General features: G+C 54.1%; 22 protein-coding genes. 14 read left to right on the top strand and 8 right to left on the bottom strand.

What is annotated here, in order from left to right; translation table 11 throughout:
* The first annotated feature begins 1 nt into the window (after position 1).
* The 10 genes from lpxD (at position 2) to tilS (ending at position 12,646) form a co-directional block, all read left to right on the top strand.
* Positions 2-1,027 carry a UDP-3-O-(3-hydroxymyristoyl)glucosamine N-acyltransferase gene (lpxD, locus tag ACMWKA_RS17715; RefSeq protein WP_013095661.1) on the top strand — a complete coding sequence of 342 codons (1,026 nt, stop codon included), beginning with the start codon at positions 2-4 and terminating at the stop codon, positions 1,025-1,027.
* Between the two features lie 104 nt (positions 1,028-1,131).
* The gene (gene fabZ, locus ACMWKA_RS17710) at positions 1,132-1,587 is read left to right on the top strand and encodes a 3-hydroxyacyl-ACP dehydratase FabZ (protein WP_010426706.1); all 456 of its coding nucleotides are present in this window, start codon (positions 1,132-1,134) and stop codon (positions 1,585-1,587) included.
* Positions 1,588-1,590: 3 nt separating this feature from the next.
* Entirely contained in the window at positions 1,591-2,379 is a 789-nt protein-coding gene (gene lpxA / locus ACMWKA_RS17705; protein WP_013095662.1) for an acyl-ACP--UDP-N-acetylglucosamine O-acyltransferase, read from the top strand.
* Entirely contained in the window at positions 2,379-3,527 is a 1,149-nt protein-coding gene (gene lpxB, locus ACMWKA_RS17700) for a lipid-A-disaccharide synthase (protein WP_013095663.1), read from the top strand. The genes lpxA and lpxB overlap by 1 nt, the downstream gene beginning before the upstream one ends.
* A complete protein-coding gene (rnhB, locus tag ACMWKA_RS17695; RefSeq protein WP_062934898.1) occupies positions 3,524-4,120 on the top strand; it encodes a ribonuclease HII in 597 nt (198 codons plus the stop codon). The genes lpxB and rnhB overlap by 4 nt, the downstream gene beginning before the upstream one ends.
* 38 nt (positions 4,121-4,158) lie before the next feature.
* Entirely contained in the window at positions 4,159-7,641 is a 3,483-nt protein-coding gene (gene dnaE / locus ACMWKA_RS17690; protein WP_013095665.1) for a DNA polymerase III subunit alpha, read from the top strand.
* Positions 7,642-7,653: 12 nt separating this feature from the next.
* Entirely contained in the window at positions 7,654-8,613 is a 960-nt protein-coding gene (accA, locus tag ACMWKA_RS17685) for an acetyl-CoA carboxylase carboxyl transferase subunit alpha (protein ID WP_013095666.1), read from the top strand.
* A 100-nt stretch (positions 8,614-8,713) separates the two neighbouring features.
* Positions 8,714-10,846: a lysine decarboxylase LdcC gene (locus ACMWKA_RS17680; protein WP_029883819.1), complete on the top strand. Its 2,133-nt coding sequence runs from the start codon at positions 8,714-8,716 to the stop codon at positions 10,844-10,846.
* 65 nt (positions 10,847-10,911) lie between these two features.
* The gene (locus ACMWKA_RS17675; protein WP_013095668.1) at positions 10,912-11,301 is read left to right on the top strand and encodes a VOC family protein; all 390 of its coding nucleotides are present in this window, start codon (positions 10,912-10,914) and stop codon (positions 11,299-11,301) included.
* 58 nt (positions 11,302-11,359) lie between these two features.
* Positions 11,360-12,646 carry a tRNA lysidine(34) synthetase TilS gene (gene tilS / locus ACMWKA_RS17670; RefSeq protein WP_149896556.1) on the top strand — a complete coding sequence of 429 codons (1,287 nt, stop codon included), beginning with the start codon at positions 11,360-11,362 and terminating at the stop codon, positions 12,644-12,646.
* Positions 12,647-12,674: 28 nt separating this feature from the next.
* Here the strand turns inward: tilS and rof are convergent, their stop codons facing one another.
* Together rof and ACMWKA_RS17660 are read right to left on the bottom strand one after the other, a co-directional pair.
* On the bottom strand, positions 12,675-12,935 hold the full coding sequence (gene rof, locus ACMWKA_RS17665) for a Rho-binding antiterminator (RefSeq protein WP_014830722.1): 261 nt from the start codon (positions 12,933-12,935) through the stop codon (positions 12,675-12,677).
* Positions 12,922-13,122 carry a YaeP family protein gene (locus ACMWKA_RS17660; RefSeq protein WP_008501889.1) on the bottom strand — a complete coding sequence of 67 codons (201 nt, stop codon included), beginning with the start codon at positions 13,120-13,122 and terminating at the stop codon, positions 12,922-12,924. Before ACMWKA_RS17660 ends, rof begins: the two co-directional genes overlap by 14 nt.
* A 196-nt stretch (positions 13,123-13,318) precedes the next feature.
* Between ACMWKA_RS17660 and ACMWKA_RS17655 the strand changes: the two genes are divergently transcribed.
* Genes ACMWKA_RS17655 through nlpE form a run of 3 tightly spaced genes read left to right on the top strand, consistent with a single transcriptional unit; the run spans position 13,319 to position 15,015 of the window.
* Entirely contained in the window at positions 13,319-13,864 is a 546-nt protein-coding gene (locus tag ACMWKA_RS17655) for a YaeQ family protein (RefSeq protein WP_020688556.1), read from the top strand.
* Entirely contained in the window at positions 13,861-14,283 is a 423-nt protein-coding gene (gene arfB, locus ACMWKA_RS17650; RefSeq protein ID WP_020688557.1) for an alternative ribosome rescue aminoacyl-tRNA hydrolase ArfB, read from the top strand. Before ACMWKA_RS17655 ends, arfB begins: the two co-directional genes overlap by 4 nt.
* 33 nt (positions 14,284-14,316) lie before the next feature.
* Positions 14,317-15,015 carry an envelope stress response activation lipoprotein NlpE gene (gene nlpE / locus ACMWKA_RS17645; RefSeq protein ID WP_013095674.1) on the top strand — a complete coding sequence of 233 codons (699 nt, stop codon included), beginning with the start codon at positions 14,317-14,319 and terminating at the stop codon, positions 15,013-15,015.
* 49 nt (positions 15,016-15,064) lie between these two features.
* On the opposite strand, the gene proS is transcribed toward nlpE, so the two are convergent.
* The 6 genes from proS to metN all read right to left on the bottom strand — a co-directional run bounded on the left by proS (position 15,065) and on the right by metN (position 20,645).
* Positions 15,065-16,783: a proline--tRNA ligase gene (gene proS, locus ACMWKA_RS17640; RefSeq protein WP_161657465.1), complete on the bottom strand. Its 1,719-nt coding sequence runs from the start codon at positions 16,781-16,783 to the stop codon at positions 15,065-15,067.
* Positions 16,784-16,895: 112 nt separating this feature from the next.
* Positions 16,896-17,603, bottom strand: coding sequence for a tRNA (N6-threonylcarbamoyladenosine(37)-N6)-methyltransferase TrmO (tsaA, locus tag ACMWKA_RS17635; RefSeq protein WP_020688560.1), 708 nt, complete (start codon positions 17,601-17,603; stop codon positions 16,896-16,898).
* Positions 17,600-18,004 (bottom strand): Rcs stress response system protein RcsF, encoded by a 405-nt coding sequence (gene rcsF, locus ACMWKA_RS17630; protein ID WP_023621752.1) that lies wholly within the window; start codon positions 18,002-18,004, stop codon positions 17,600-17,602. Before rcsF ends, tsaA begins: the two co-directional genes overlap by 4 nt.
* A gap of 106 nt (positions 18,005-18,110) precedes the next feature.
* Positions 18,111-18,926 carry a methionine ABC transporter substrate-binding lipoprotein MetQ gene (metQ, locus tag ACMWKA_RS17625; RefSeq protein WP_013095678.1) on the bottom strand — a complete coding sequence of 272 codons (816 nt, stop codon included), beginning with the start codon at positions 18,924-18,926 and terminating at the stop codon, positions 18,111-18,113.
* A gap of 41 nt (positions 18,927-18,967) precedes the next feature.
* Positions 18,968-19,621: a methionine ABC transporter permease MetI gene (locus tag ACMWKA_RS17620; protein WP_003856130.1), complete on the bottom strand. Its 654-nt coding sequence runs from the start codon at positions 19,619-19,621 to the stop codon at positions 18,968-18,970.
* Positions 19,614-20,645 carry a methionine ABC transporter ATP-binding protein MetN gene (gene metN / locus ACMWKA_RS17615; protein ID WP_023621751.1) on the bottom strand — a complete coding sequence of 344 codons (1,032 nt, stop codon included), beginning with the start codon at positions 20,643-20,645 and terminating at the stop codon, positions 19,614-19,616. Before metN ends, ACMWKA_RS17620 begins: the two co-directional genes overlap by 8 nt.
* A gap of 188 nt (positions 20,646-20,833) precedes the next feature.
* On the opposite strand from metN, the gene gmhB reads away from it, so the two are divergent.
* A complete protein-coding gene (gene gmhB, locus ACMWKA_RS17610; protein ID WP_097534029.1) occupies positions 20,834-21,400 on the top strand; it encodes a D-glycero-beta-D-manno-heptose 1,7-bisphosphate 7-phosphatase in 567 nt (188 codons plus the stop codon).
* Positions 21,401-21,651: the final 251 nt, after the last annotated feature.

Below are 21,651 nucleotides of genomic sequence, written 5' to 3'. Positions count from 1 at the left end.
AATGCCTTCAATTCGACTGGCTGATTTAGCTCAGCAGTTGGATGCAGAATTACACGGTGATGGCGATATCGTCATCACCGCTGTTGCGTCCATGCAATCTGCTAAAGCTGGCAATATTACCTTCATGGTAAGCCCTAAGTACCGTGAACATCTGGCTCAATGCCAGGCGTCGGCTGTTGTTCTGACGCAGGACGATCTTCCGTTTGCCACTGGTGCGGCACTGGTAGTGAAAAATCCCTACCTGACGTATGCTCGCATGGCACAAATTCTTGATACCACGCCGCAGCCGGCGCAAAACATTGCTGCCAGTGCAGCAATCGATCCGACGGCTCAGCTGGGTAACAACGTAGCAGTCGGCGCAAATGCCGTGATCGAGTCTGGCGTCGTACTGGGTGATAACGTCGTCATCGGCCCGGGCTGCTTCGTTGGGAAAAACACAAAAATCGGCGCCGGGACCCGTTTGTGGGCCAATGTGTCCGTCTACCACGAAGTTGAAATTGGCGAAAATTGCCTCGTTCAGTCCAGCACAGTGATTGGTTCTGACGGTTTTGGCTACGCTAACGATCGTGGTAATTGGGTTAAGATCCCACAACTTGGTCGCGTTATCATTGGCGATCGCGTTGAGATCGGAGCCTGCACCACCATTGACCGTGGTGCGCTTGACGACACCATTATCGGCAATGGTGTTATTATCGATAATCAGTGCCAGATTGCGCATAACGTTGTGATTGGCGACAATACCGCGGTTGCAGGTGGCGTCATCATGGCAGGCAGTCTGAAAATTGGCCGTTACTGCATGATTGGCGGTGCCAGCGTGATCAATGGTCATATGGAAATATGCGACAAGGTCACCGTGACGGGAATGGGCATGGTAATGCGTCCTATCACTGAGCCAGGCGTCTATTCCTCAGGCATCCCGCTGCAACCTAACAAGGTATGGCGTAAAACAGCAGCTCTGGTGATGAATATTGATGATATGAGCAAGCGACTCAAGTCCCTTGAGCGTAAGATCGATCAACAAGACTAAGCGTTCATCTTTTTAACGCTTAATTTCCCGGCCTGTCGGCTTTCTTTTAAACCGGCAGGCCGTGTTATTATTGCTAATCAGTACATTTTGACAGGAAGAGTATTTTGACTACCGACACTCATACTCTGCATATTGAAGAGATTTTAGAACTTCTGCCGCACCGTTACCCGTTTTTGCTGGTAGACCGTGTGCTGGATTTTGAAGAAGGTCGTTTTCTGCGCGCAGTGAAAAATGTCTCCGTTAACGAGCCATTCTTCCAGGGGCACTTCCCTGGTAAACCCATCTTCCCGGGTGTGTTGATCCTGGAAGCGATGGCACAAGCTACCGGTATTCTTGCGTTTAAAAGCGTAGGCAAACTGGAGCCGGGTGAACTGTACTACTTCGCGGGTATCGATGAAGCGCGCTTCAAGCGTCCTGTCGTGCCTGGTGATCAGATGATCATGGAAGTCACTTTTGAAAAAACGCGTCGTGGCCTGACTCGCTTTAAAGGCGTAGCGCTGGTTGACGGCAAAGTTGTTTGCGAAGCGACGATGATGTGTGCTCGTAGCCGGGAGTCCTGATACGTGATTGATAAATCTGCCTTTATTCATCCTACCGCTATTGTGGAAACCGGCGCCATTATTGGTGCTAATGTCCACATTGGCCCGTTCTGTATTGTTGGTCCCCATGTCGAAATTGGTGAGGGTACAGTACTGAAATCTCACGTTGTCGTGAATGGTCATACGACCATTGGCAGCAACAATGAGATCTATCAGTTCGCCTCCATCGGCGAAGTTAACCAGGATTTAAAATATGCTGGTGAGTCGACCCGTCTGGAAATTGGCGATCGTAACCGTATCCGCGAAAGCGTCACCATTCATCGTGGAACAGTACAGGGTGGTGGGTTGACGAAGGTGGGCAGCGATAACCTGTTTATGGTTAATGCGCACATTGCGCACGACTGTACCGTAGGTGACCGCTGTATTCTTGCCAACAACGCAACGCTGGCAGGACACGTATCGGTTGATGATTTCGCAATTATTGGCGGTATGACCGCAGTCCATCAGTTCTGCATCATTGGTGCACACGTGATGGTCGGCGGATGCTCCGGTGTGGCGCAGGACGTCCCACCGTATGTAATTGCGCAGGGCAACCATGCCACGCCATTCGGCGTGAACATCGAAGGCCTCAAGCGTCGTGGCTTTAGTCGCGAAGCGATTACGGCTATCCGCAACGCGTATAAGTTACTGTACCGTAGCGGCAAAACGCTGGAAGAGGCGAAGCCGGAAATTGCCGAACTGGCGGAAAAGCACCCTGAAGTGAACGCGTTCATGGAATTCTTTGACCGTTCCACAAGGGGTCTGATTCGTTAATGGTCGACAGTCGTCCGCTTACGATAGCCCTGGTCGCCGGAGAAACCTCCGGCGATATTCTTGGTGCCGGTCTTATCCGCGCGCTTAAGGCTCGCGTACCTGATGCTCGCTTTGTTGGCGTTGCAGGCCCGCTAATGCAGGCTGAAGGCTGCGAAGCCTGGTACGAAATGGAAGAGCTGGCCGTGATGGGCATTGTTGAGGTGCTGGGGCGACTGCGTCGTCTGCTGCATATCCGCGCCGATCTTACCCGCCGCTTCACCGAGCTCAAACCCGATGTCTTTGTCGGTATTGATGCGCCTGACTTCAACATTACCCTCGAAGGGAATCTGAAAAAGCAGGGCATTAAAACAATTCACTACGTCAGTCCGTCCGTCTGGGCGTGGCGACAGAAACGCGTTTTCAAAATCGGACGGTCAACCAATCTGGTGCTGGCTTTCCTGCCTTTCGAAAAAGCGTTTTACGACAAATTTAACGTTCCGTGCCGTTTTATCGGGCATACCATGGCGGATGCGATGCCGCTGGATCCGGATAAAAACGCAGCGCGTGACGTGCTGGGGATCCCTCACGATGCGCACTGTCTGGCTCTTCTGCCGGGTAGCCGTGGCGCAGAAGTAGAGATGCTTAGCGCGGACTTCCTGAAAACCGCGCAAATTCTGCGCGATACCTATCCCGATCTCGAAGTGGTTGTGCCGCTGGTGAACGCCAAGCGCCGCGAGCAGTTTGAGCGTATCAAAGCCGAGGTTGCACCGGATCTTCACATCCATCTGCTGGATGGAAAAGGCCGTGAGGCGATGGTCGCGAGCGATGCCGCGCTGCTGGCCTCCGGTACGGCAGCCCTGGAGTGCATGCTGGCGAAATGTCCGATGGTGGTAGGCTATCGCATGAAACCGTTCACCTTCTGGCTGGCCAAACGCCTGGTGAAGACGGAGTACGTTTCGCTGCCAAACCTGCTCGCCGGGCGTGAACTGGTGAAAGAGCTTCTGCAGGACGAATGTCAGCCTCAGGCGCTGGCCGATGCGCTGCTACCGCTGCTTGCCAACGGCAAGACCAGCCACCAGATGCATGATACGTTCCGCGAACTGCATCAGCAGATCCGCTGTAATGCCGATGAGCAAGCGGCTGATGCGGTGCTGGAGTTAGCAAGATGATGGAATTTATTTATCCTCACACCCACCTTGTTGCGGGTGTGGACGAAGTGGGCCGTGGCCCGTTAGTGGGCGCTGTCGTGACCGCGGCGGTGATCCTCGATCCTGCCCGTCCGATTATCGGGTTGAATGACTCCAAAAAGCTTTCAGAAAAGCGCCGACTGGCGTTATTTGATGAGATTCAGGAAAAAGCATTAGCCTGTAGCCTTGGGCGTGCTGAGCCGCATGAAATTGACGAGCTAAACATCCTGCATGCCACAATGCTGGCGATGCAGCGTGCGGTGGCGGGGCTGAAAATTGCCCCGGAGTATGTTCTTATTGACGGCAACCGTTGCCCTGCATTACCAGTGCCTTCCATGGCGGTAGTAAAAGGGGATAGCCGGGTCGCGGAAATCAGTGCGGCTTCTATTATTGCCAAAGTGACTCGCGATGCTGAAATGGCCGCGCTGGATCTCACTTACCCTCAGTATGGCTTCGCTCAGCATAAAGGGTATCCTACAGCCTTCCACCTGGAAAAGCTGGCTGAACATGGCGCAACCGAGCATCACCGGCGCAGTTTTGGCCCGGTGAAACGCGCGCTGGGACTGGTGTCCTGAATCAATACGCAAGCAATTAAGTAACGCGGAATCTGAAGATGGCTGAACCACGTTTCGTACACCTGCGGGTGCATAGCGACTACTCCATGATCGATGGGCTGGCGAAAACCGGGCCGCTGGTAAAAAAGGCGGCCTCACTGGGTATGCCTGCGCTGGCGATCACCGATTTTACCAACCTGTGTGGTCTGGTGAAGTTCTACGGAACGGCGCATGGCGCGGGGATGAAACCCATCGTCGGAGCTGATTTTCATGTGCAGAGCGAACTGCTCGGCGACGAAATGACGCAAATTTCCGTGTTAGCGATGAACAACACGGGTTATCAGAATCTCACCCTGCTTATCTCCAAAGCCTACCAGCGAGGCTACGGCGCCCTGGGGCCATGGATTGACCGGGACTGGCTGGCGGAGCTGAACGAAGGGTTATTGCTGATCTCCGGCGGCCGCATGGGTGATGTGGGTAAATGCCTGCTGCGCGGCAATAGTGCGCTGGTGGATCAGTGCGTATCATTCTATGAAGAGTACTTCCCGGATCGTTATTATCTGGAGCTGATCCGCACCGGTCGCCCGGATGAAGAGAGTTATCTCCATGCCGCTGTGGCGCTTGCGGAAGCGCGCGGGCTGCCCGTGGTGGCAACCAACGATGTACGCTTCCTTGAGGCCGGGGATTTCGACGCTCACGAGATTCGCGTGGCAATCCATGATGGCTTCACCCTCGACGATCCCAAGCGCCCGCGTAATTATTCTGCTCAGCAGTATATGCGCAGCGAAGAGGAGATGTGTGAACTCTTCTCTGACATCCCGGAAGCGCTGGAAAACAGCGTTGAAATCGCCAAGCGCTGTAACGTTACCGTGCGTTTGGGTGAGTATTTCCTGCCGCAGTTCCCGACCGGGGAAATGACCACGGAAGACTTCCTGGTCATGAAATCCAAAGAAGGTCTGGAAGAACGTCTTGAATTCCTTTTCCCGGATGAAGAAGAGCGTAAAAAACGTCGTCCGGAGTATGACGAGCGCCTGGATATCGAACTTCAGGTTATCAACCAGATGGGCTTCCCGGGCTACTTCCTGATCGTAATGGAGTTTATCCAGTGGTCGAAGGATAACGGCGTGCCGGTTGGTCCAGGACGTGGTTCCGGTGCCGGGTCACTGGTGGCCTATGCGCTTAAGATCACTGACCTCGACCCGCTGGAATTTGACCTGCTGTTCGAACGTTTCCTTAACCCGGAACGTGTTTCCATGCCCGACTTCGACGTCGACTTCTGTATGGAAAAACGTGACCAGGTTATTGAGCACGTGGCGGATATGTATGGCCGTGACGCGGTATCGCAGATCATTACCTTCGGTACGATGGCGGCGAAAGCGGTTATCCGCGACGTGGGCCGCGTGCTGGGGCATCCGTACGGCTTCGTCGATCGCATCTCTAAGCTGGTGCCGCCCGATCCGGGGATGACGCTGGCAAAAGCGTTTGAAGCCGAGCCGCAGCTGCCGGAAATCTACGAAGCTGACGAAGAAGTCAAAGCGCTGATTGACATGGCGCGTAAGCTGGAAGGCGTCACGCGTAACGCCGGTAAACACGCGGGTGGTGTGGTTATCGCCCCGACCAAAATTACCGACTTTGCGCCGCTCTATTGTGACGAAGCGGGGCAGCACCCGGTTACCCAGTTTGATAAGAACGACGTTGAATACGCCGGGCTGGTGAAGTTCGACTTCCTCGGTCTGCGTACGCTTACCATCATCAACTGGGCGCTGGAGATGATCAACGCCCGCCGCGAGAAGAACGGCGAGCCGCCGCTGGATATCGCGGCCATCCCGCTGGATGACAAGAAAAGTTTCGACATGCTGCAGCGCTCGGAGACCACCGCGGTCTTCCAGCTTGAATCCCGTGGCATGAAAGATCTGATTAAACGTCTGCAGCCTGACTGCTTCGAAGATATGATCGCACTGGTGGCGCTGTTCCGTCCGGGACCGCTGCAGTCGGGGATGGTAGATAACTTTATCGACCGTAAGCATGGTCGGGAAGAGATTTCCTACCCGGACGTTCAGTGGCAGCACGAAAGCCTGAAGCCGGTACTGGAGCCAACCTACGGCATCATCCTGTATCAGGAACAGGTCATGCAGATTGCTCAGGTGCTCTCCGGCTATACCCTCGGCGGCGCGGATATGCTGCGTCGTGCTATGGGTAAGAAAAAGCCGGAGGAGATGGCCAAGCAGCGCTCTATTTTTGAAGATGGCGCGAAGAAAAACGGCATTGACGGCGAACTGGCAATGAAAATCTTTGACCTGGTGGAGAAATTCGCCGGGTACGGATTTAACAAATCGCACTCTGCCGCCTATGCTTTGGTGTCGTATCAAACCCTGTGGCTGAAGGCGCACTATCCCGCTGAATTTATGGCGGCGGTAATGACCGCCGATATGGATAACACCGAGAAGGTGGTTGGCCTGGTGGATGAGTGCTGGCGCATGGGACTGAAGATCCTGCCGCCGGACATTAACTCGGGTCTTTACCATTTCCACGTTAACGACGACGGGGAGATTGTGTACGGGATCGGCGCGATCAAAGGCGTAGGTGAAGGGCCGATTGAGGCAATCATCGAAGCGCGTAATAACGGTGGTTATTTCCGCGAGCTGTTTGATCTGTGCGCCCGCACCGATACCAAAAAACTGAACCGCCGCGTGCTGGAAAAACTGATCATGTCCGGTGCGTTCGACAGGCTGGGGCCGCACCGCGCCGCGCTGATGAACTCGCTTGGCGACGCGCTGAAAGCCGCGGATCAGCACGCAAAAGCGGAAGCCATTGGCCAGGCGGACATGTTCGGCGTGCTGGCGGAAGAGCCAGAGCAGATCGAGCAGTCTTACGCCAGCTGTCTGCCGTGGCCAGAACAGGTGGTGCTGGATGGTGAGCGTGAAACGTTAGGCTTGTACCTGACGGGGCACCCGATCAATCAGTACATCAAAGAAATTGAGCGCTATGTCGGAGGCTACAGGCTGAAAGACATGCATCCGACAGAACGTGGTAAAATCACCACGGCTGCGGGGCTCGTGATTGCTGCAAGGGTTATGGTCACCAAGCGCGGCAATCGTATCGGCATCTGTACCCTGGATGACCGTTCCGGGCGTCTGGAGGTGATGTTATTCACCGACGCGCTGGATAAATACCAGCAATTGCTGGAAAAAGACCGCATACTTATCGTCAGCGGACAGGTCAGCTTTGATGACTTCAGCGGGGGGCTTAAAATGACCGCCCGCGAAGTGATGGACATTGACGAAGCCCGGGAAAAATATGCTCGCGGGCTTGCTATCTCGCTGACGGACAGGCAAATTGATGACCAGCTTTTAAACCGACTCCGTCAGTCTCTGGAACCCCACCGCTCGGGGACAATTCCAGTACATCTCTACTATCAGAGGGCGGATGCACGTGCGCGGTTGCGCTTTGGTGCAACGTGGCGTGTCTCTCCGAGCGATCGTTTACTGAACGATCTCCGTGGCCTCATTGGTTCGGAGCAGGTGGAACTGGAGTTTGACTAATACAGGAATACTATGAGTCTGAATTTCCTTGATTTCGAACAGCCGATTGCTGAGCTGGAAGCGAAAATCGATTCTCTGACAGCGGTAAGCCGTCAGGATGAAAAACTGGATATTAACATCGACGAAGAAGTGCATCGTCTGCGTGAGAAAAGCGTAGAACTGACGCGCAAAATCTTTGCCGATCTCGGCGCATGGCAGATCGCCCAGTTGGCGCGTCACCCACAGCGTCCGTACACCCTGGATTATGTCCGCCTGGCGTTTGACGAATTTGACGAACTGGCAGGCGACCGCGCTTACGCTGACGATAAAGCTATCGTCGGCGGTATCGCTCGTCTGGATGGACGTCCGGTGATGATCATTGGCCATCAGAAAGGCCGTGAAACCAAAGAGAAGATCCGTCGTAACTTTGGTATGCCGGCACCAGAAGGCTACCGTAAAGCCCTGCGTCTGATGGAGATGGCTGAGCGTTTCAATATGCCCATCATCACCTTTATCGACACTCCGGGTGCTTACCCTGGCGTGGGCGCGGAAGAGCGCGGTCAGTCTGAAGCCATCGCACGTAACCTGCGTGAGATGTCTCGCCTGAAGGTGCCTGTCATCTGTACCGTCATCGGTGAAGGTGGTTCCGGTGGCGCGCTGGCGATTGGCGTGGGCGATAAAGTGAATATGCTGCAGTACAGCACCTATTCCGTTATCTCTCCGGAAGGGTGTGCCTCTATTCTGTGGAAGAGCGCCGATAAAGCGCCTCTGGCTGCAGAAGCGATGGGCATCATTGCCCCACGCCTGAAAGAGCTTAAGCTGATCGATACCGTCATCCCTGAACCTCTGGGTGGTGCGCATCGTAAGCCGGAAGTGATGGCCGCTTCCCTGAAAGCGCAGCTGCTGGCCGATCTGGCGGACCTGGATGTGCTGAGCAAAGAAGACCTGCTCAATCGTCGTTACCAGCGTCTGATGACCTACGGTTACGCGTAAGCTTCACAATTATCTGAAAAGCCGCACACTGTTGCGGCTTTTTTTATACCTGCGGTTTACCCTGGCTATGCTTAGCTAATGTTTTTTAAGGAGGAAGCCCGTGAATATTATTGCCATTATGGGGCCACACGGCGTCTTTTATAAAGATGAGCCCATCAAGGAGCTGGAGCAGGCCCTGCAGTCACGTGGCTATCAGCTGATCTGGCCGCACAACAGCGCTGACCTGCTGAAGTTCATTGAGCACAACCCGCGGATCTGTGGCGTGATCTTCGACTGGGATGAGTACGACCTGGAGCTGTGCAGCGATATCAACAAACTGAATGAATATCTCCCGCTGTATGCGTTTATCAATACTCACTCGACCATGGACGTCAGTGCCCAGGATATGCGGATGGCGCTGTGGTTTTTCGAATACTCACTCGGCGTGGCCGAAGATATTGCGGCCCGCATTCAGCAATATACCGGCGAGTATCTGGATAACATCACGCCGCCGTTTACCCGGGCGCTGTTTACCTATGTGAAGGAAGGAAAGTACACCTTTTGCACGCCTGGTCATATGGCGGGGACGGCTTATCAAAAAAGCCCGGTTGGCTGTCTGTTTTATGATTTCTTCGGCGGCAACACCCTGAAAGCGGATGTGTCGATTTCGGTTACCGAGCTTGGCTCATTGCTGGATCACACCGGTCCACATCTGGAAGCCGAAGAGTACATTGCCCGCACCTTTGGGGCCGAGCAGAGCTATATGGTGACCAACGGTACGTCGACGTCAAACAAAATCGTCGGCATGTATGCCGCCCCGGCCGGAAGTACGTTACTCATCGACCGTAACTGCCATAAGTCGCTGGCGCATCTGCTGATGATGAGCGATGTCGTGCCGCTCTGGCTGTCACCCACGCGTAACGCGCTGGGGATCCTGGGGGGAATTCCGCGCCGTGAATTCACCCATTCAGCCATAGAAAATAAGGTGGCGGCGATCCCCGGCGCAAGCTGGCCGATCCATGCGGTGATCACCAACTCCACCTATGACGGATTGCTGTATAACACCAACTGGATCAAACAGACGCTGGATGTCCCCTCGATCCACTTTGATTCCGCGTGGGTGCCTTATACCAATTTCCACCCCATCTACGCGGGTAAAAGCGGGATGAGTGGCGAACGTGTGCCGGGCAAAGTGTTTTTCGAAACGCAATCGACTCACAAAATGCTGGCTGCGTTTTCCCAGGCCTCGCTTATCCATATCAAAGGTGAGTACGACGAAGAGACGTTTAACGAAGCGTTTATGATGCACACCACCACCTCACCAAGTTATCCGCTGGTGGCCTCCATTGAAACGGCTGCGGCGATGCTGCGCGGCAATCCGGGTAAACGTCTTATCAATCGCTCTGTAGAGCGCGCGCTGCATTTCCGCAAAGAGGTTCAGCGGTTAAAAGATGAGGCTGAGGGCTGGTTCTTTGATATCTGGCAGCCGGAAGAGATTGACGAGGCGGAGTGCTGGCCGGTCGCGCCGGGTGAAGAGTGGCACGGCTTCCGTGATGCCGATGCCGACCACATGTTCCTCGACCCGGTAAAAGTGACCATCCTGACGCCGGGCATGGATGAACAGGGTAACATGAGCGACGAAGGTATTCCGGCCGCGCTGGTGGCGAAATTCCTTGATGAGCGCGGCGTGGTGGTGGAGAAAACCGGACCGTATAACCTGTTGTTCCTGTTCAGCATTGGGATTGATAAAACCCGCGCGATGGGTTTGCTACGTGGGCTGATGGAGTTTAAGCGTGCGTACGATCTGAACCTGCGCGTGAAGAACATGCTGCCGGATCTCTATGCGGAGGATCCTGATTTTTATCGCAATATGCGTATACAGGATCTGGCCCAGGGGATCCACAAACTGATCCGCCAGCACGATCTGCCGCGCCTGATGCTGCAGGCGTTTGACGTCTTGCCTGAGATGAAACTGACGCCGCACAAAGCCTGGCAGCGACAGGTGAAAGGGGAGGTAGAAACCGTTGAGCTGGAAAATCTGGTGGGACGCGTCTCGGCCAATATGATCCTGCCTTATCCACCGGGCGTACCGCTGCTGATGCCGGGAGAGATGATCACCGAAGAGAGCCGTGCGGTGCTCGATTTTCTGCTGATGCTCTGTTCTGTGGGGCGTCACTACCCGGGCTTCGAGACGGATATCCACGGTGCGAAACGTGATGAAAATGGGGTTTACTGGGTGCGAGTCCTAAAATAAAGGTGGCTGCTTGCCAGGGGCGGGTTTTCGGTTGTAACGTTCAGGCATCATAAAAAGGAGAAGCTATGCTGGGTTTAAAACAGGTTCATCATATTGCGATCATTGCCACCGATTACGCCAAAAGTAAGGCCTTTTATTGCGACATTCTGGGCTTTACGCTGTTAAGCGAGGCCTATCGTGTGGAGCGCGACTCCTGGAAAGGCGATCTGGCGTTAAACGGGCAGTATGTCATTGAACTTTTCTCTTTTCCTTTCCCACCTGCGCGTCCGTCCCGTCCGGAAGCCTGCGGCCTGCGCCATCTGGCTTTTAGCGTGGATGATCTTGACCGTGCGGTAAAACATCTTGAAGAGCATGGCGTGAAGTGCGAAGCGATTCGTGTCGATCCGTTTACCGACAAGCGTTTTACTTTTTTCAACGATCCGGACGGTCTTCCGCTGGAGCTTTACCAGCAGTAAGCGCCATCCTGTGTGATAATGCCCGCTCTGTTCGGGCATTTTTTATGTGTAATTCTCTATGACCCTACCCGCTATTGCGCAAGCCGTTTCACCGTACCGCCAGCTGCTGGTGGGATTTAGCGGTGGCCTGGATTCCACGGTGTTGCTCCATCGCCTCAAACTCTGGCGCGATCAACAGCCTGACGTTCAGCTCCGGGCGATGCATATCCATCATGGGCTGAGTCCTCATGCCGACGCCTGGGTTGCGCACTGTGAAGCGGTGTGCTCGGCCTGGGCGATCCCGCTTGAGATTAAACGGGTGGTGCTCAGAGATGAAGGGCTCGGTATTGAAGCGCACGCGCGTAAAGCGCGCTATGCCGCATTTACCGCGGCATTACAACCCGGCGAAGCGCTGGTCACGGCACAGCACCTTGACGACCAGTGCGAAACCTTCTTGCTGGCGTTAAAACGGGGAAGTGGCCCGGCGGGGCTCTCCGCCATGCCTGAACGCTCTGATTTTGCCGGGACGCAATTATTGCGTCCGCTGCTTGGCGAGTCGCGCGCATCGCTGGAAGCCTGGGCGCAGCAATATCAGCTGAGCTGGATTGAAGATGAGAGCAATCAGGACGATGGCTACGATCGTAATTTCCTGCGTCTGCGTGTTTTGCCGTTACTGACCGCACGCTGGCCGCACTTTGCAGACGCAACAGCACGAAGCGCCCTGCTGTGTGCCGAACAGGAGAGCCTGCTGGATGAACTGCTGAGTGAAGAACTGGCTGAACTGATTTCGGTAAACGGGGCGTTGGCGATCGCACCGCTGGAGGCGATGAGTCCGGTTCGTCGGGCCGCGCTGCTGCGCCGTTGGCTGGCCTCTCACCGTGCAACGATGCCATCGCGTGCCATGCTGGGACGTATCTGGGACGAAGTCGCCCAGGCGCGGGAGGATGCAACGCCGTGCGTGCACCTGAACGGTTTTGACGTCAGGCGCTATAAAGGCCAGCTGTGGTGGGTGAAATCGGCCCCCTCGCTTGCAGATGTGGTGCTCGGCTGGCCATCGCCTGCGAAACCGCTGCTGTTGCCCTGGGATATGGGAAGCTTGTCTCTGGAGACGCCAGGCCATGTGCGTTTACCGAAAGCCGAAGAACCGGTCACCGTGCGCTTTAAGGCCAGCGGTATGCTGCACATTGTCGGACGTAACGGTGGAAGGAAGCTCAAAAAAATCTGGCAGGAGTGCAATGTGCCGCCCTGGTTGCGCGATACCACGCCGTTACTTTTTTACGGTGAAACACTGATTGCGGCGGCAGGGGTATTCATTACAGAAGAGGGCTGGGCAGAATCGGGCGTGAGTCTGGAGTGGAAAACGTAACGGGCAGCCAGGCTGCCCGTTAGTGTCATCAGGATTCGCTCACCACGACGGTGCCGATTTGCGGGTGGCTGAAGCTGGCAATTTTGTCCAGGCGTAGCTCACGCGTCGCACCGGCGTCTTCCACTATCAGATATTCCACATTCTTACGTGAAACCAGGTCGCTGGCTTTCGCCTTCAACACTTCGCCATCTTTTAACTCCAGCGTCAGTATTAAATGATGCTGGCAGGCGAGTTCGAGGTTGTCATAGTCATCACAATTGATGGGTTGATAAGTATCATTCATCGACATAATCGCTCACCAGTAAATTCGCCGCAGCATACGCTGCTTTTTCCCTGACCGATTCTGAAAGGCTCTCATCAGAGGCCACTTCATTAAGCACTTTCAATACACAGCCCAACGCATCCGGGACATATCCCAGATCTCCGCTGGCGATTTCCGCATACCGTTTGCGAATTAGCTCACAATAATTATTCACATCCCCTCCCGCCAGCGCACTGACTTACTGTGAGATATCATTAAGCCTACGAAGATAAACTCGGTTTAGCAAGGTGACTATACCATACTCATTTAAGCAATATCAGAGCCTTGATGGCGCCGTATTCATCTCGGCGTAACAGCCTTTTGCCGCTGTTTTCGCTACAATGTGCGCCTGATTCGAAAGGAGTTCTCCCATGGCGCTGAAAGCGACAATTTATAAAGCGGTGGTCAATGTGGCTGACCTTGACCGCAACCAGTTTCTGGATGCGTCACTGACGCTGGCGCGTCACCCCTCTGAAACCCAGGAGCGCATGATGCTGCGCCTGCTGGCGTGGATTAAATATGCCGACGAGCGTCTGCAGTTTACCCGTGGCTTAAGCGCAGAAGACGAGCCGGAAGCCTGGCTGCGTAACGATCATCTGGGTATCGATTTATGGATTGAACTTGGTCTGCCGGATGAGCGCCGCCTCAAAAAGGCGTGTACCCAGTCTGCGGAAGTGGCGCTATTCGCGTACAACCAACGCGCTGCGGAAATCTGGTGGCAGCAAAACAAGAGCAAGTGCGGTCAGTTTAAAAACCTCACGGTCTGGTATCTGGATGATGAACAACTGGCGCAGCTGAGCGAATTCGCCAGCCGGACGATGACTCTGCAGGCGACGATCCAGGACGGCGCAATCTGGCTTTCTGACTCTCAGAATAATCTGGAAATTCATCTGACGGCGTGGCAGCCTGCTTCATGATCGTGTTGTCCCGAAACGTCAGCATCCCGGACAATGAGCTGGAGATCACCGCCATCCGTGCGCAGGGGGCGGGGGGACAGCACGTTAACAAGGCTTCAACCGCTATCCATTTGCGCTTTGACATTCGGGCCTCAAGCCTGCCAGAGTATTATAAGGAAAGTCTGCTCGCTGCCAGCCATCATCTGATCACCAGCGACGGTGTCATTGTGATCAAGGCGCAGGAGTACCGTAGCCAGGAGTTAAACCGGGAAGCGGCAATTGCCAGACTGGTGGCGGTGATAAAAGAATTAACTGCGGTGCAAAAAAGCCGTCGGGCAACGCGGCCAACCCGCGCATCGAAAGAGCGTCGGTTGTCGTCAAAGGCTCAGAAATCCACAGTGAAAGCACTACGCGGTAAAGTTCGTCGCCCTTTGGATTGACGAAAAGGAACACTATTTCATAAGGAATTCATTGTGAAAAAAGCATTATGGTCAGCGTTGGCAGTGAGTACGCTCTTTGCGCTTTTCGGATGTAACAACCGTTCGGAAACGCAGGTCCTGCAGCCCACGCAGAATGAAGAGTTAAAGCCAATGCAGCAGAGCTGGCGCGGCGTACTGCCTTGTGCCGACTGTGAAGGTATTGAGACGTCGCTGTTCCTGCAAAAAGACGGTACGTGGGTCATGAATCAGCGGTATCAGGGCGCGAAAGAACCCTCCTCTTTTGCGACTTACGGGACATGGGCACGCACGGCCGAGAAGCTGGTGTTGACCGATACGAGCGGTGAGAAAACGTATTTCCGCGCCAAAGGCGAGGGGATGGAGATGCTCGACCGTGAAGGCAACCCGATTGAATCCCAGTTCAACTACACGCTGGCTCCGGTGAAAGCGGCGCTGCCGGCCACGCCGATGCCGATGCGGGGCATGTATTTCTACATGGCTGATGCGGCCATCTTTACAGATTGCGCAACGGGTAAGAAAGTGAGCGTGGCGAACAATGCCCAGCTGGAACGAGATTATGCGGTCGCACGCGGAAATGACAGTAAGCCGGTATTATTGACGGTCGACGGTCACTTTACGCTGGAGCCAAACCCGGATAGCGGCGAGTTGGTGAAAACTCTTGTGGCAGATAAAGATGCGAAGTTCGCGGCAGGCAAAGACTGTAACAGTAAATAACGCTGGCTTTGCGCCATGAAAAAACCCCGCCTGAGCGGGGTTTTTTTATTTAACCTTTGATGGCTTTTACCAGGTAATCAAGGATATCACCGGTCTTGATCATCTGTTTTTCGCCGCTACGACGGTATTTATATTCAATCTCGTCGCTGTCGAGGTTACGGTCACCGATAACGATGGTATGAGGAATACCAATCAGTTCCATATCAGCAAACATCACGCCCGGACGTTCTTTACGGTCGTCCATCAGCACTTCGATACCCTGCGCGCGCAGCTCTGCGTACAGTTTCTCAGCCAGCTCCTGCACACGGTAAGACTTGTGCATGTTCATTGGCAGGATCGCCACCTGGAACGGCGCGATGTTATCCGGCCAGACAATGCCACGCTCGTCGTAGTTCTGCTCAATCGCCGCAGCCACCACGCGCGTGACCCCGATACCGTAGCAACCCATGGTCAGGATCTGGTTACGGCCATCTTCACCCTGAACGGCAGCGTTCAGCGCACGGGAATATTTATCGCCCAGCTGGAAGATATGGCCCACTTCGATGCCGCGTTTAATCATCAGGGTGCCCTGGCCATCCGGGCTTGGATCGCCTGCAACAACGTTGCGAATATCCGCCACTTCTGGCGTTGCCACATCGCGATCCCAGTTGATGCCAAAGTAGTGTTTACCATCAATGTTAGCGCCTGCAGCGAAGTCGCTCATCGCCGCAACCGTGCGGTCAATCACAACAGGCACAGGCATATTCACCGGACCCAGAGAGCCTGGGCCTGCGTTTACGACGGCGCGGATTTCTGCTTCCGTTGCGAAGGTCAGTGGGCTGGCAACCTGTGGCAGCTTCTCAGCTTTCACTTCGTTCAGCTCGTGATCACCGCGTACCAGCAGGGCAACCAGCGGGTATGCACTGCCTTCTGTGGATTTCACCAGCAGCGTTTTAACGGTTTTTTCGATCGGCAGCGCAAACTGCTCAACCAGCTCGGCAATGGTTTTGGCATTTGGCGTGTCAACCAGCGTCATTTCCTGGGTTGCCGCGCCGCGTGGTTCTTTTGGTGCCACTGCTTCAGCAAATTCAATGTTTGCCGCGTAGTCAGAGGAGTCAGAGAAGATCACATCGTCTTCACCGCTCTGCGCCAGAACCTGGAACTCATGGGACGCGCTACCACCGATAGAGCCGGTATCGGCCTGCACAGCACGGAAATCCAGACCCATGCGGGAGAAGATTTTGCTGTAAGCCTCGTACATTTTGTCGTAGGTCTCTTGCAGAGATTCCTGAGAAGTATGGAAAGAGTAAGCATCTTTCATCAGGAATTCGCGAGAACGCATAACGCCGAAACGTGGGCGAACTTCGTCACGGAACTTGGTCTGGATCTGGAAGAAGTTCAGCGGCAGCTGTTTGTAAGAGCTCAGCTCATTGCGAATCAGATCGGTGATCACTTCTTCATGCGTTGGGCCGAGGACGAACGGACGCTCGCCACGGTCAACGAAGCGCAGCAGTTCAGGGCCATATTGCTCCCAACGGCCACTCTCCTGCCACAGGTCAGCGGGCTGAACCACGGGCATGGACACCTCGATAGCACCGGCGTTATTCATCTCTTCACGCACGATGTTTTCGACTTTTTTCAGGACGCGCACGCCGGTCGGCAGCCAGGTGTACAACCCGGAGGCCAGCTTGCGGATCATCCCGGCGCGCAGCATCAGCTGATGGCTGATGACTTCGGCGTCGGCAGGTGTCTCCTTCAGTGTGGAGAGCAGATATTGGCTAGTACGCATGTTGTTACGGTTCCATTTCGACGATTGGAACAGGCTGAAACGCCAGCCTGACACAAAAAAAGTGGTTTAGTTTACCAGTGTGGCAAAGATGCCAAAAGAGAGGAGAAGAAAATTACCTGGGTTCCAGGGCAAACACTTCAAAACCGGTCTCTGTCACGCGCCAGCGGACATTAAAATCCAGCAGCCAGACGGCGTAGGTTTTCCCGGCTTCCTCTTCTTTACGGTAGGCTGGACGCGGATCCTGCGCCAGAACGTCTACGATAAAGTCCCGCAAACGGGGATAGCGCTTTTCCAGTTGGCCAATTTGCGTAAGCAGTTCTGGCGTAAAGTGAACAGGCATATCCGCCTGCGGTGCTTGCTGGGCGTAGCTGGCCCGGGCATCTGGCAACGCTTCGGCAAAAGGCAGATAGGGTTTAATGTCGATAACCGGGGTGCCATCAACCAGGTCAAGGCTGCCTAACTCCAGTATCACCTGATCTTTCTGACAGCGTATTCCTTTCAGTTCAACCAGCGACATGCCGATCGGGTTTGGACGAAAGGTTGAGCGAGTCGCGAATACCCCCATCCGGGCATTTCCGCCCAGACGAGGAGGGCGCACCGTAGGACGCCAGCCACCGTCCATCGTCTGGTGAAACACAAAAACAACCCATAAATGGCTGAACGCCTCAAGCCCGCGCACCGCATCGGCCTGATTATAGGGCGCAATCAAGTGAAGTTCACCGCTGCCGCTGGTGACCAGACCCGGCTGGCGTGGCACGGCAAACTTCTCTTTGTAAGGAGAGCGGATAACGCCTATCTGTTCGAAATGAAAGGCACTCATTTCGCCGAAATGGTCAGCGCCGAACCAATACACACCGCCTGACGATAGCAGCCGGGTGTCCCGCTGGTGACTTCACAGCTGTGCAACAGTACCGCGTTAGCTTTCATTTTGGCCGCGTTGATCTGCATACGTTTACGGGCTGTCGGAATGTTGGGTGGGGAGTCCTGATTGGTAGCCTGACAGGATTCACCGCTCACCTCACCGAGCTCACGGAAAGGCTTGCCCACGAGGTCGTCGGCTTTGGTAATGATACGTACCGGCGCAGGGCGAGGCGCTTTAGGTTTAACGGGCTCTGCTTTTGGCGGGGTTGCAGTGCTTTGAACGGGTTCAACTGGAGATCTGCTTAGCATAGAACAGCCGCTCAGCATCAGTGCTAAAAGACAGATCGGTAAAGCACGCATAATAATTCCTCAGTGGATAATCAAAACGTCAGATATTGAATCAGTTGACTGCACAAATGACAAGACGGGCAGAAGCCCGTCTTGATGATATTACACTGAGGTCAGATTACCAGCCTTTAACCGCGCCGCCGTTAAACACTTTGTTGGCTTCCTGGTAAACTTCTTCAGACTGATAAGCCTGAACGAATTTCTTCACGTTTTCCGCGTCTTTGTTGTCTTCACGGGTCACGATCAGGTTAACGTACGGGGAATCTTTGTCTTCAACAAAGATGCCGTCTTTTGCCGGGGTCAGGCCAATCTGGCTGGCGTAGGTAGTGTTGATAACAGCCAGGGCGATCTGCGCATCGTCCAGAGAGCGTGGCAGCTGTGGCGCTTCCAGCTCAACAATTTTCAGATTTTTCGGGTTCTCGGTCACGTCGAGAACGGTCGGCAGCAGGCCAACGCCGTCTTTCAGTTTAATCAGGCCCACTTTCTGCAGCAGCAGCAGGGAGCGGCCCAGGTTAGTTGGATCGTTTGGCACAGCAACCTGAGAGCCTGGCTGCAGTTCGTCCAGCGATTTAATCTTCTTGGAGTAGCCCGCGATTGGGTAAACGAAGGTGTTACCCACCGCAACCAGTTTGTAGCCGCGATCCTTAATCTGCTGATCCAGGTACGGTTTGTGCTGGAAGGCGTTGGCGTCAATATCGCCTTTGCTCAGCGCTTCGTTCGGCAGAACGTAATCGTTGAAGGTCACCAGCTCAACATCAAGGCCATACTTCTCTTTTGCCACTTTCTGAGCGGTTTCAGCAACCTGCTGTTCTGCACCCACGATAACGCCCACTTTAATGTGGTTGGGATCTTTTTCGTCCTGACCACAACCCACCAGTGCCAGAGAGCCGATCAGCGCGCCTGCTGCAGCAAAGGTCTTTAATTTAAACGCCATGTTTTTATCCTTAACTCGTCGAGTTTGTGTTGTGTGTAACGTTATTTGTGCGTAACAGCCCGGACGATGCGATCGCCAGAGAACTGGATGAGATAAACCAGTACAACCAGCAATACCAGAACGGTATTCATTACGGTAGCGTTATAACCAATATAGCCGTACTGGTAACCAATCTGGCCTAAACCGCCAGCGCCAACGGCACCGCCCATCGCGGAATAACCGACCAGGGTGATAAGCGTAATGGTTGCCGCATTCACCAGGCCTGGCAGTGCTTCCGGCAGCAGAACCTTGCGTACGATCTGCATCGGCGTGGCGCCCATTGCGCGGGAAGCTTCGATCAACCCGGTTGGAATTTCAAGCAGGGCGTTTTCCACCATACGCGCGATAAACGGTGCGGCGCCGACCGTCAGGGGAACAATGGCCGCCTGCAGACCAATAGAGGTGCCGACAATCACGCGAGTGAATGGAATCATCCATACCAGCAGAATAATAAACGGGATAGAACGGAAGATGTTCACCAGCGCAGAGAGCGTACGGTACAACTTCGCGTTCTCAATGATTTGACCCGGACGCGTCACATACAGCAGTACGCCGACCGGCAGGCCAATCACAAAACCAAAGAAACCGGATACAAAGGTCATTGCCAGCGTTTCCCAAACGCCGCGAACCAGCAGCCACATCATCGGCTCAGACATAACCCAGTACCTCTATTTTTACGTGATGTTCTTGCAGCCAGGCAATTGCCGCCTGGGTTTCTTCTTGTGTGCCGTGCATTTCCGTCAGCATGATGCCGAACTTCACGCCACCGGCGTAATCCATCTGCGCGCTGATGATGTTGTTGTTCACATTGAAGCGGCGCGCGGTTTCGGAAAGCAGCGGGGCATCAACGGACTGACCGGTGAACTCCATTCGCAGCATCGGGACGCTGTCCGTCGTGGGTTCGGTTTTCAAACGCTCCAGATAATCTTCCGGAATATCCAGATGCAGTGTGGACTGAATAAATTGCTGCGCCAGCGGGGTCTTAGGATGTGAAAACACTTCACTTACCGTGTCCTGCTCAATCAGTTCACCGTTGCTGATCACGGCAACACAGTCACAGATGCGTTTCACGACATCCATCTCGTGGGTAATAAGGAGGATCGTCAGGCCGAGACGACGGTTAATGTCTTTCAGCAGTTCCAGAATAGAACGGGTGGTGGCCGGGTCTAATGCGCTGGTGGCTTCATCGCACAGCAGCACTTTGGGATTGCTTGCCAGCGCACGGGCAATGGCTACACGCTGTTTTTGTCCGCCAGACAGATTGGCCGGGTAGCTATCATGTTTATCACCCAGACCCACGAGATCAAGCAGCTCAGTTACGCGACGCTTAACCTCATCTTTAGGCGTGTTGTCGAGCTCCAGCGGTAAGGCGACGTTGCCGAACACCGTGCGTGACGCCAGCAGGTTAAAGTGCTGGAAGATCATGCCAATCTGGCGACGCGCTTTGGTCAGTTCTTTTTCTGAGAGCGCGGTCAGTTCTTGTCCGCCAACTTCTACGCTGCCCTGGGTTGGGCGCTCAAGCAGGTTAACACAACGGATCAGTGTACTTTTACCTGCACCCGATGCGCCAATGACGCCATAAATCTGACCAGCAGGAACATGCAGGCTGACATTGTTCAGCGCCTGAATGGTTCGGTTCCCCTGCTGGAACACTTTGGTGATATTGGAAAGTTTAATCATTAGATTATTTTTATCGTATGTAAGTTAGCCGTGGCATTTTCGTCTGCCAGATACGGGTGATGCCCGTAAACAAAACGGATGTTAAGGCATCCAGACGTCTAAATCAATCCAACTCTGTGCGATGAGCACTTTATTGCGCTGCGATTCATGAGATACTAGCTGAACACGCCTTTTTCAGGAGCAAACCGGTGGCAAAATCAGTACCCGCAATTTTTCTCGATCGTGATGGCACTATTAATGTGGATCACGGTTATGTTCACGAGATTGACGAGTTCGAATTTATCGAAGGCGTTATCGATGCCATGCGCCAGCTAAAAGAGATGGGCTATGCGCTGGTGGTTGTCACCAACCAGTCTGGTATCGCGCGTGGCAAATTTACCGAAGCGCAATTCGAAACGCTGACGGAATGGATGGACTGGTCTCTTGCCGACCGCGGTGTTGATCTTGATGGCATCTATTATTGTCCTCATCACCCGCAGGGAACGGTAGAAGAGTATCGCCAGACCTGTGATTGCCGTAAGCCGCACCCGGGGATGTTTATCTCGGCGCAGGAATTTTTGCATATTGATATGGCCGCTTCTTTTATGGTGGGCGATAAAATGGAAGATATGCAGGCGGCAACCGCGGCGGGTGTGGGTACCAAAGTATTAGTTCGCACCGGCAAACCCGTGACGCCAGAAGCAGAGACTGCAGCGGATTGGGTGATTAATAGCCTGGCCGATCTGCCTGAAGCGATCAAAAAGCACCAAAAATAGGCTTTTTGGTGAAAAGATGAGCGGTTGAAATAAAAATGCATATTTCCGCTTGTCATTCCCCGGAGGCCCCCTATAATGCGCCTCCATCGACACGGCGGATGTGAATCACTTCACAAACAACCCGGTCGGTTGAAGAGAAAAAATCCTGAAAATCAGGGTTGACTCTGAAAGAGGAAAGCGTAATATACGCCACCTCGCGACAGAGCGCTGAAGCGCGTCGCAACTGCTCTTTAACAATTTATCAGACAATC

The sequence above is a fragment of the Enterobacter sp. 03-F-07-AD-ECC genome (assembly GCF_047530935.1).
In the GTDB taxonomy this organism is placed as follows: Bacteria; Pseudomonadota; Gammaproteobacteria; order Enterobacterales; family Enterobacteriaceae; genus Enterobacter; species Enterobacter cloacae.
Note: the sequence above shows the minus strand (reverse complement) of the source record. Positions and strands in the feature narration are given on the sequence as shown.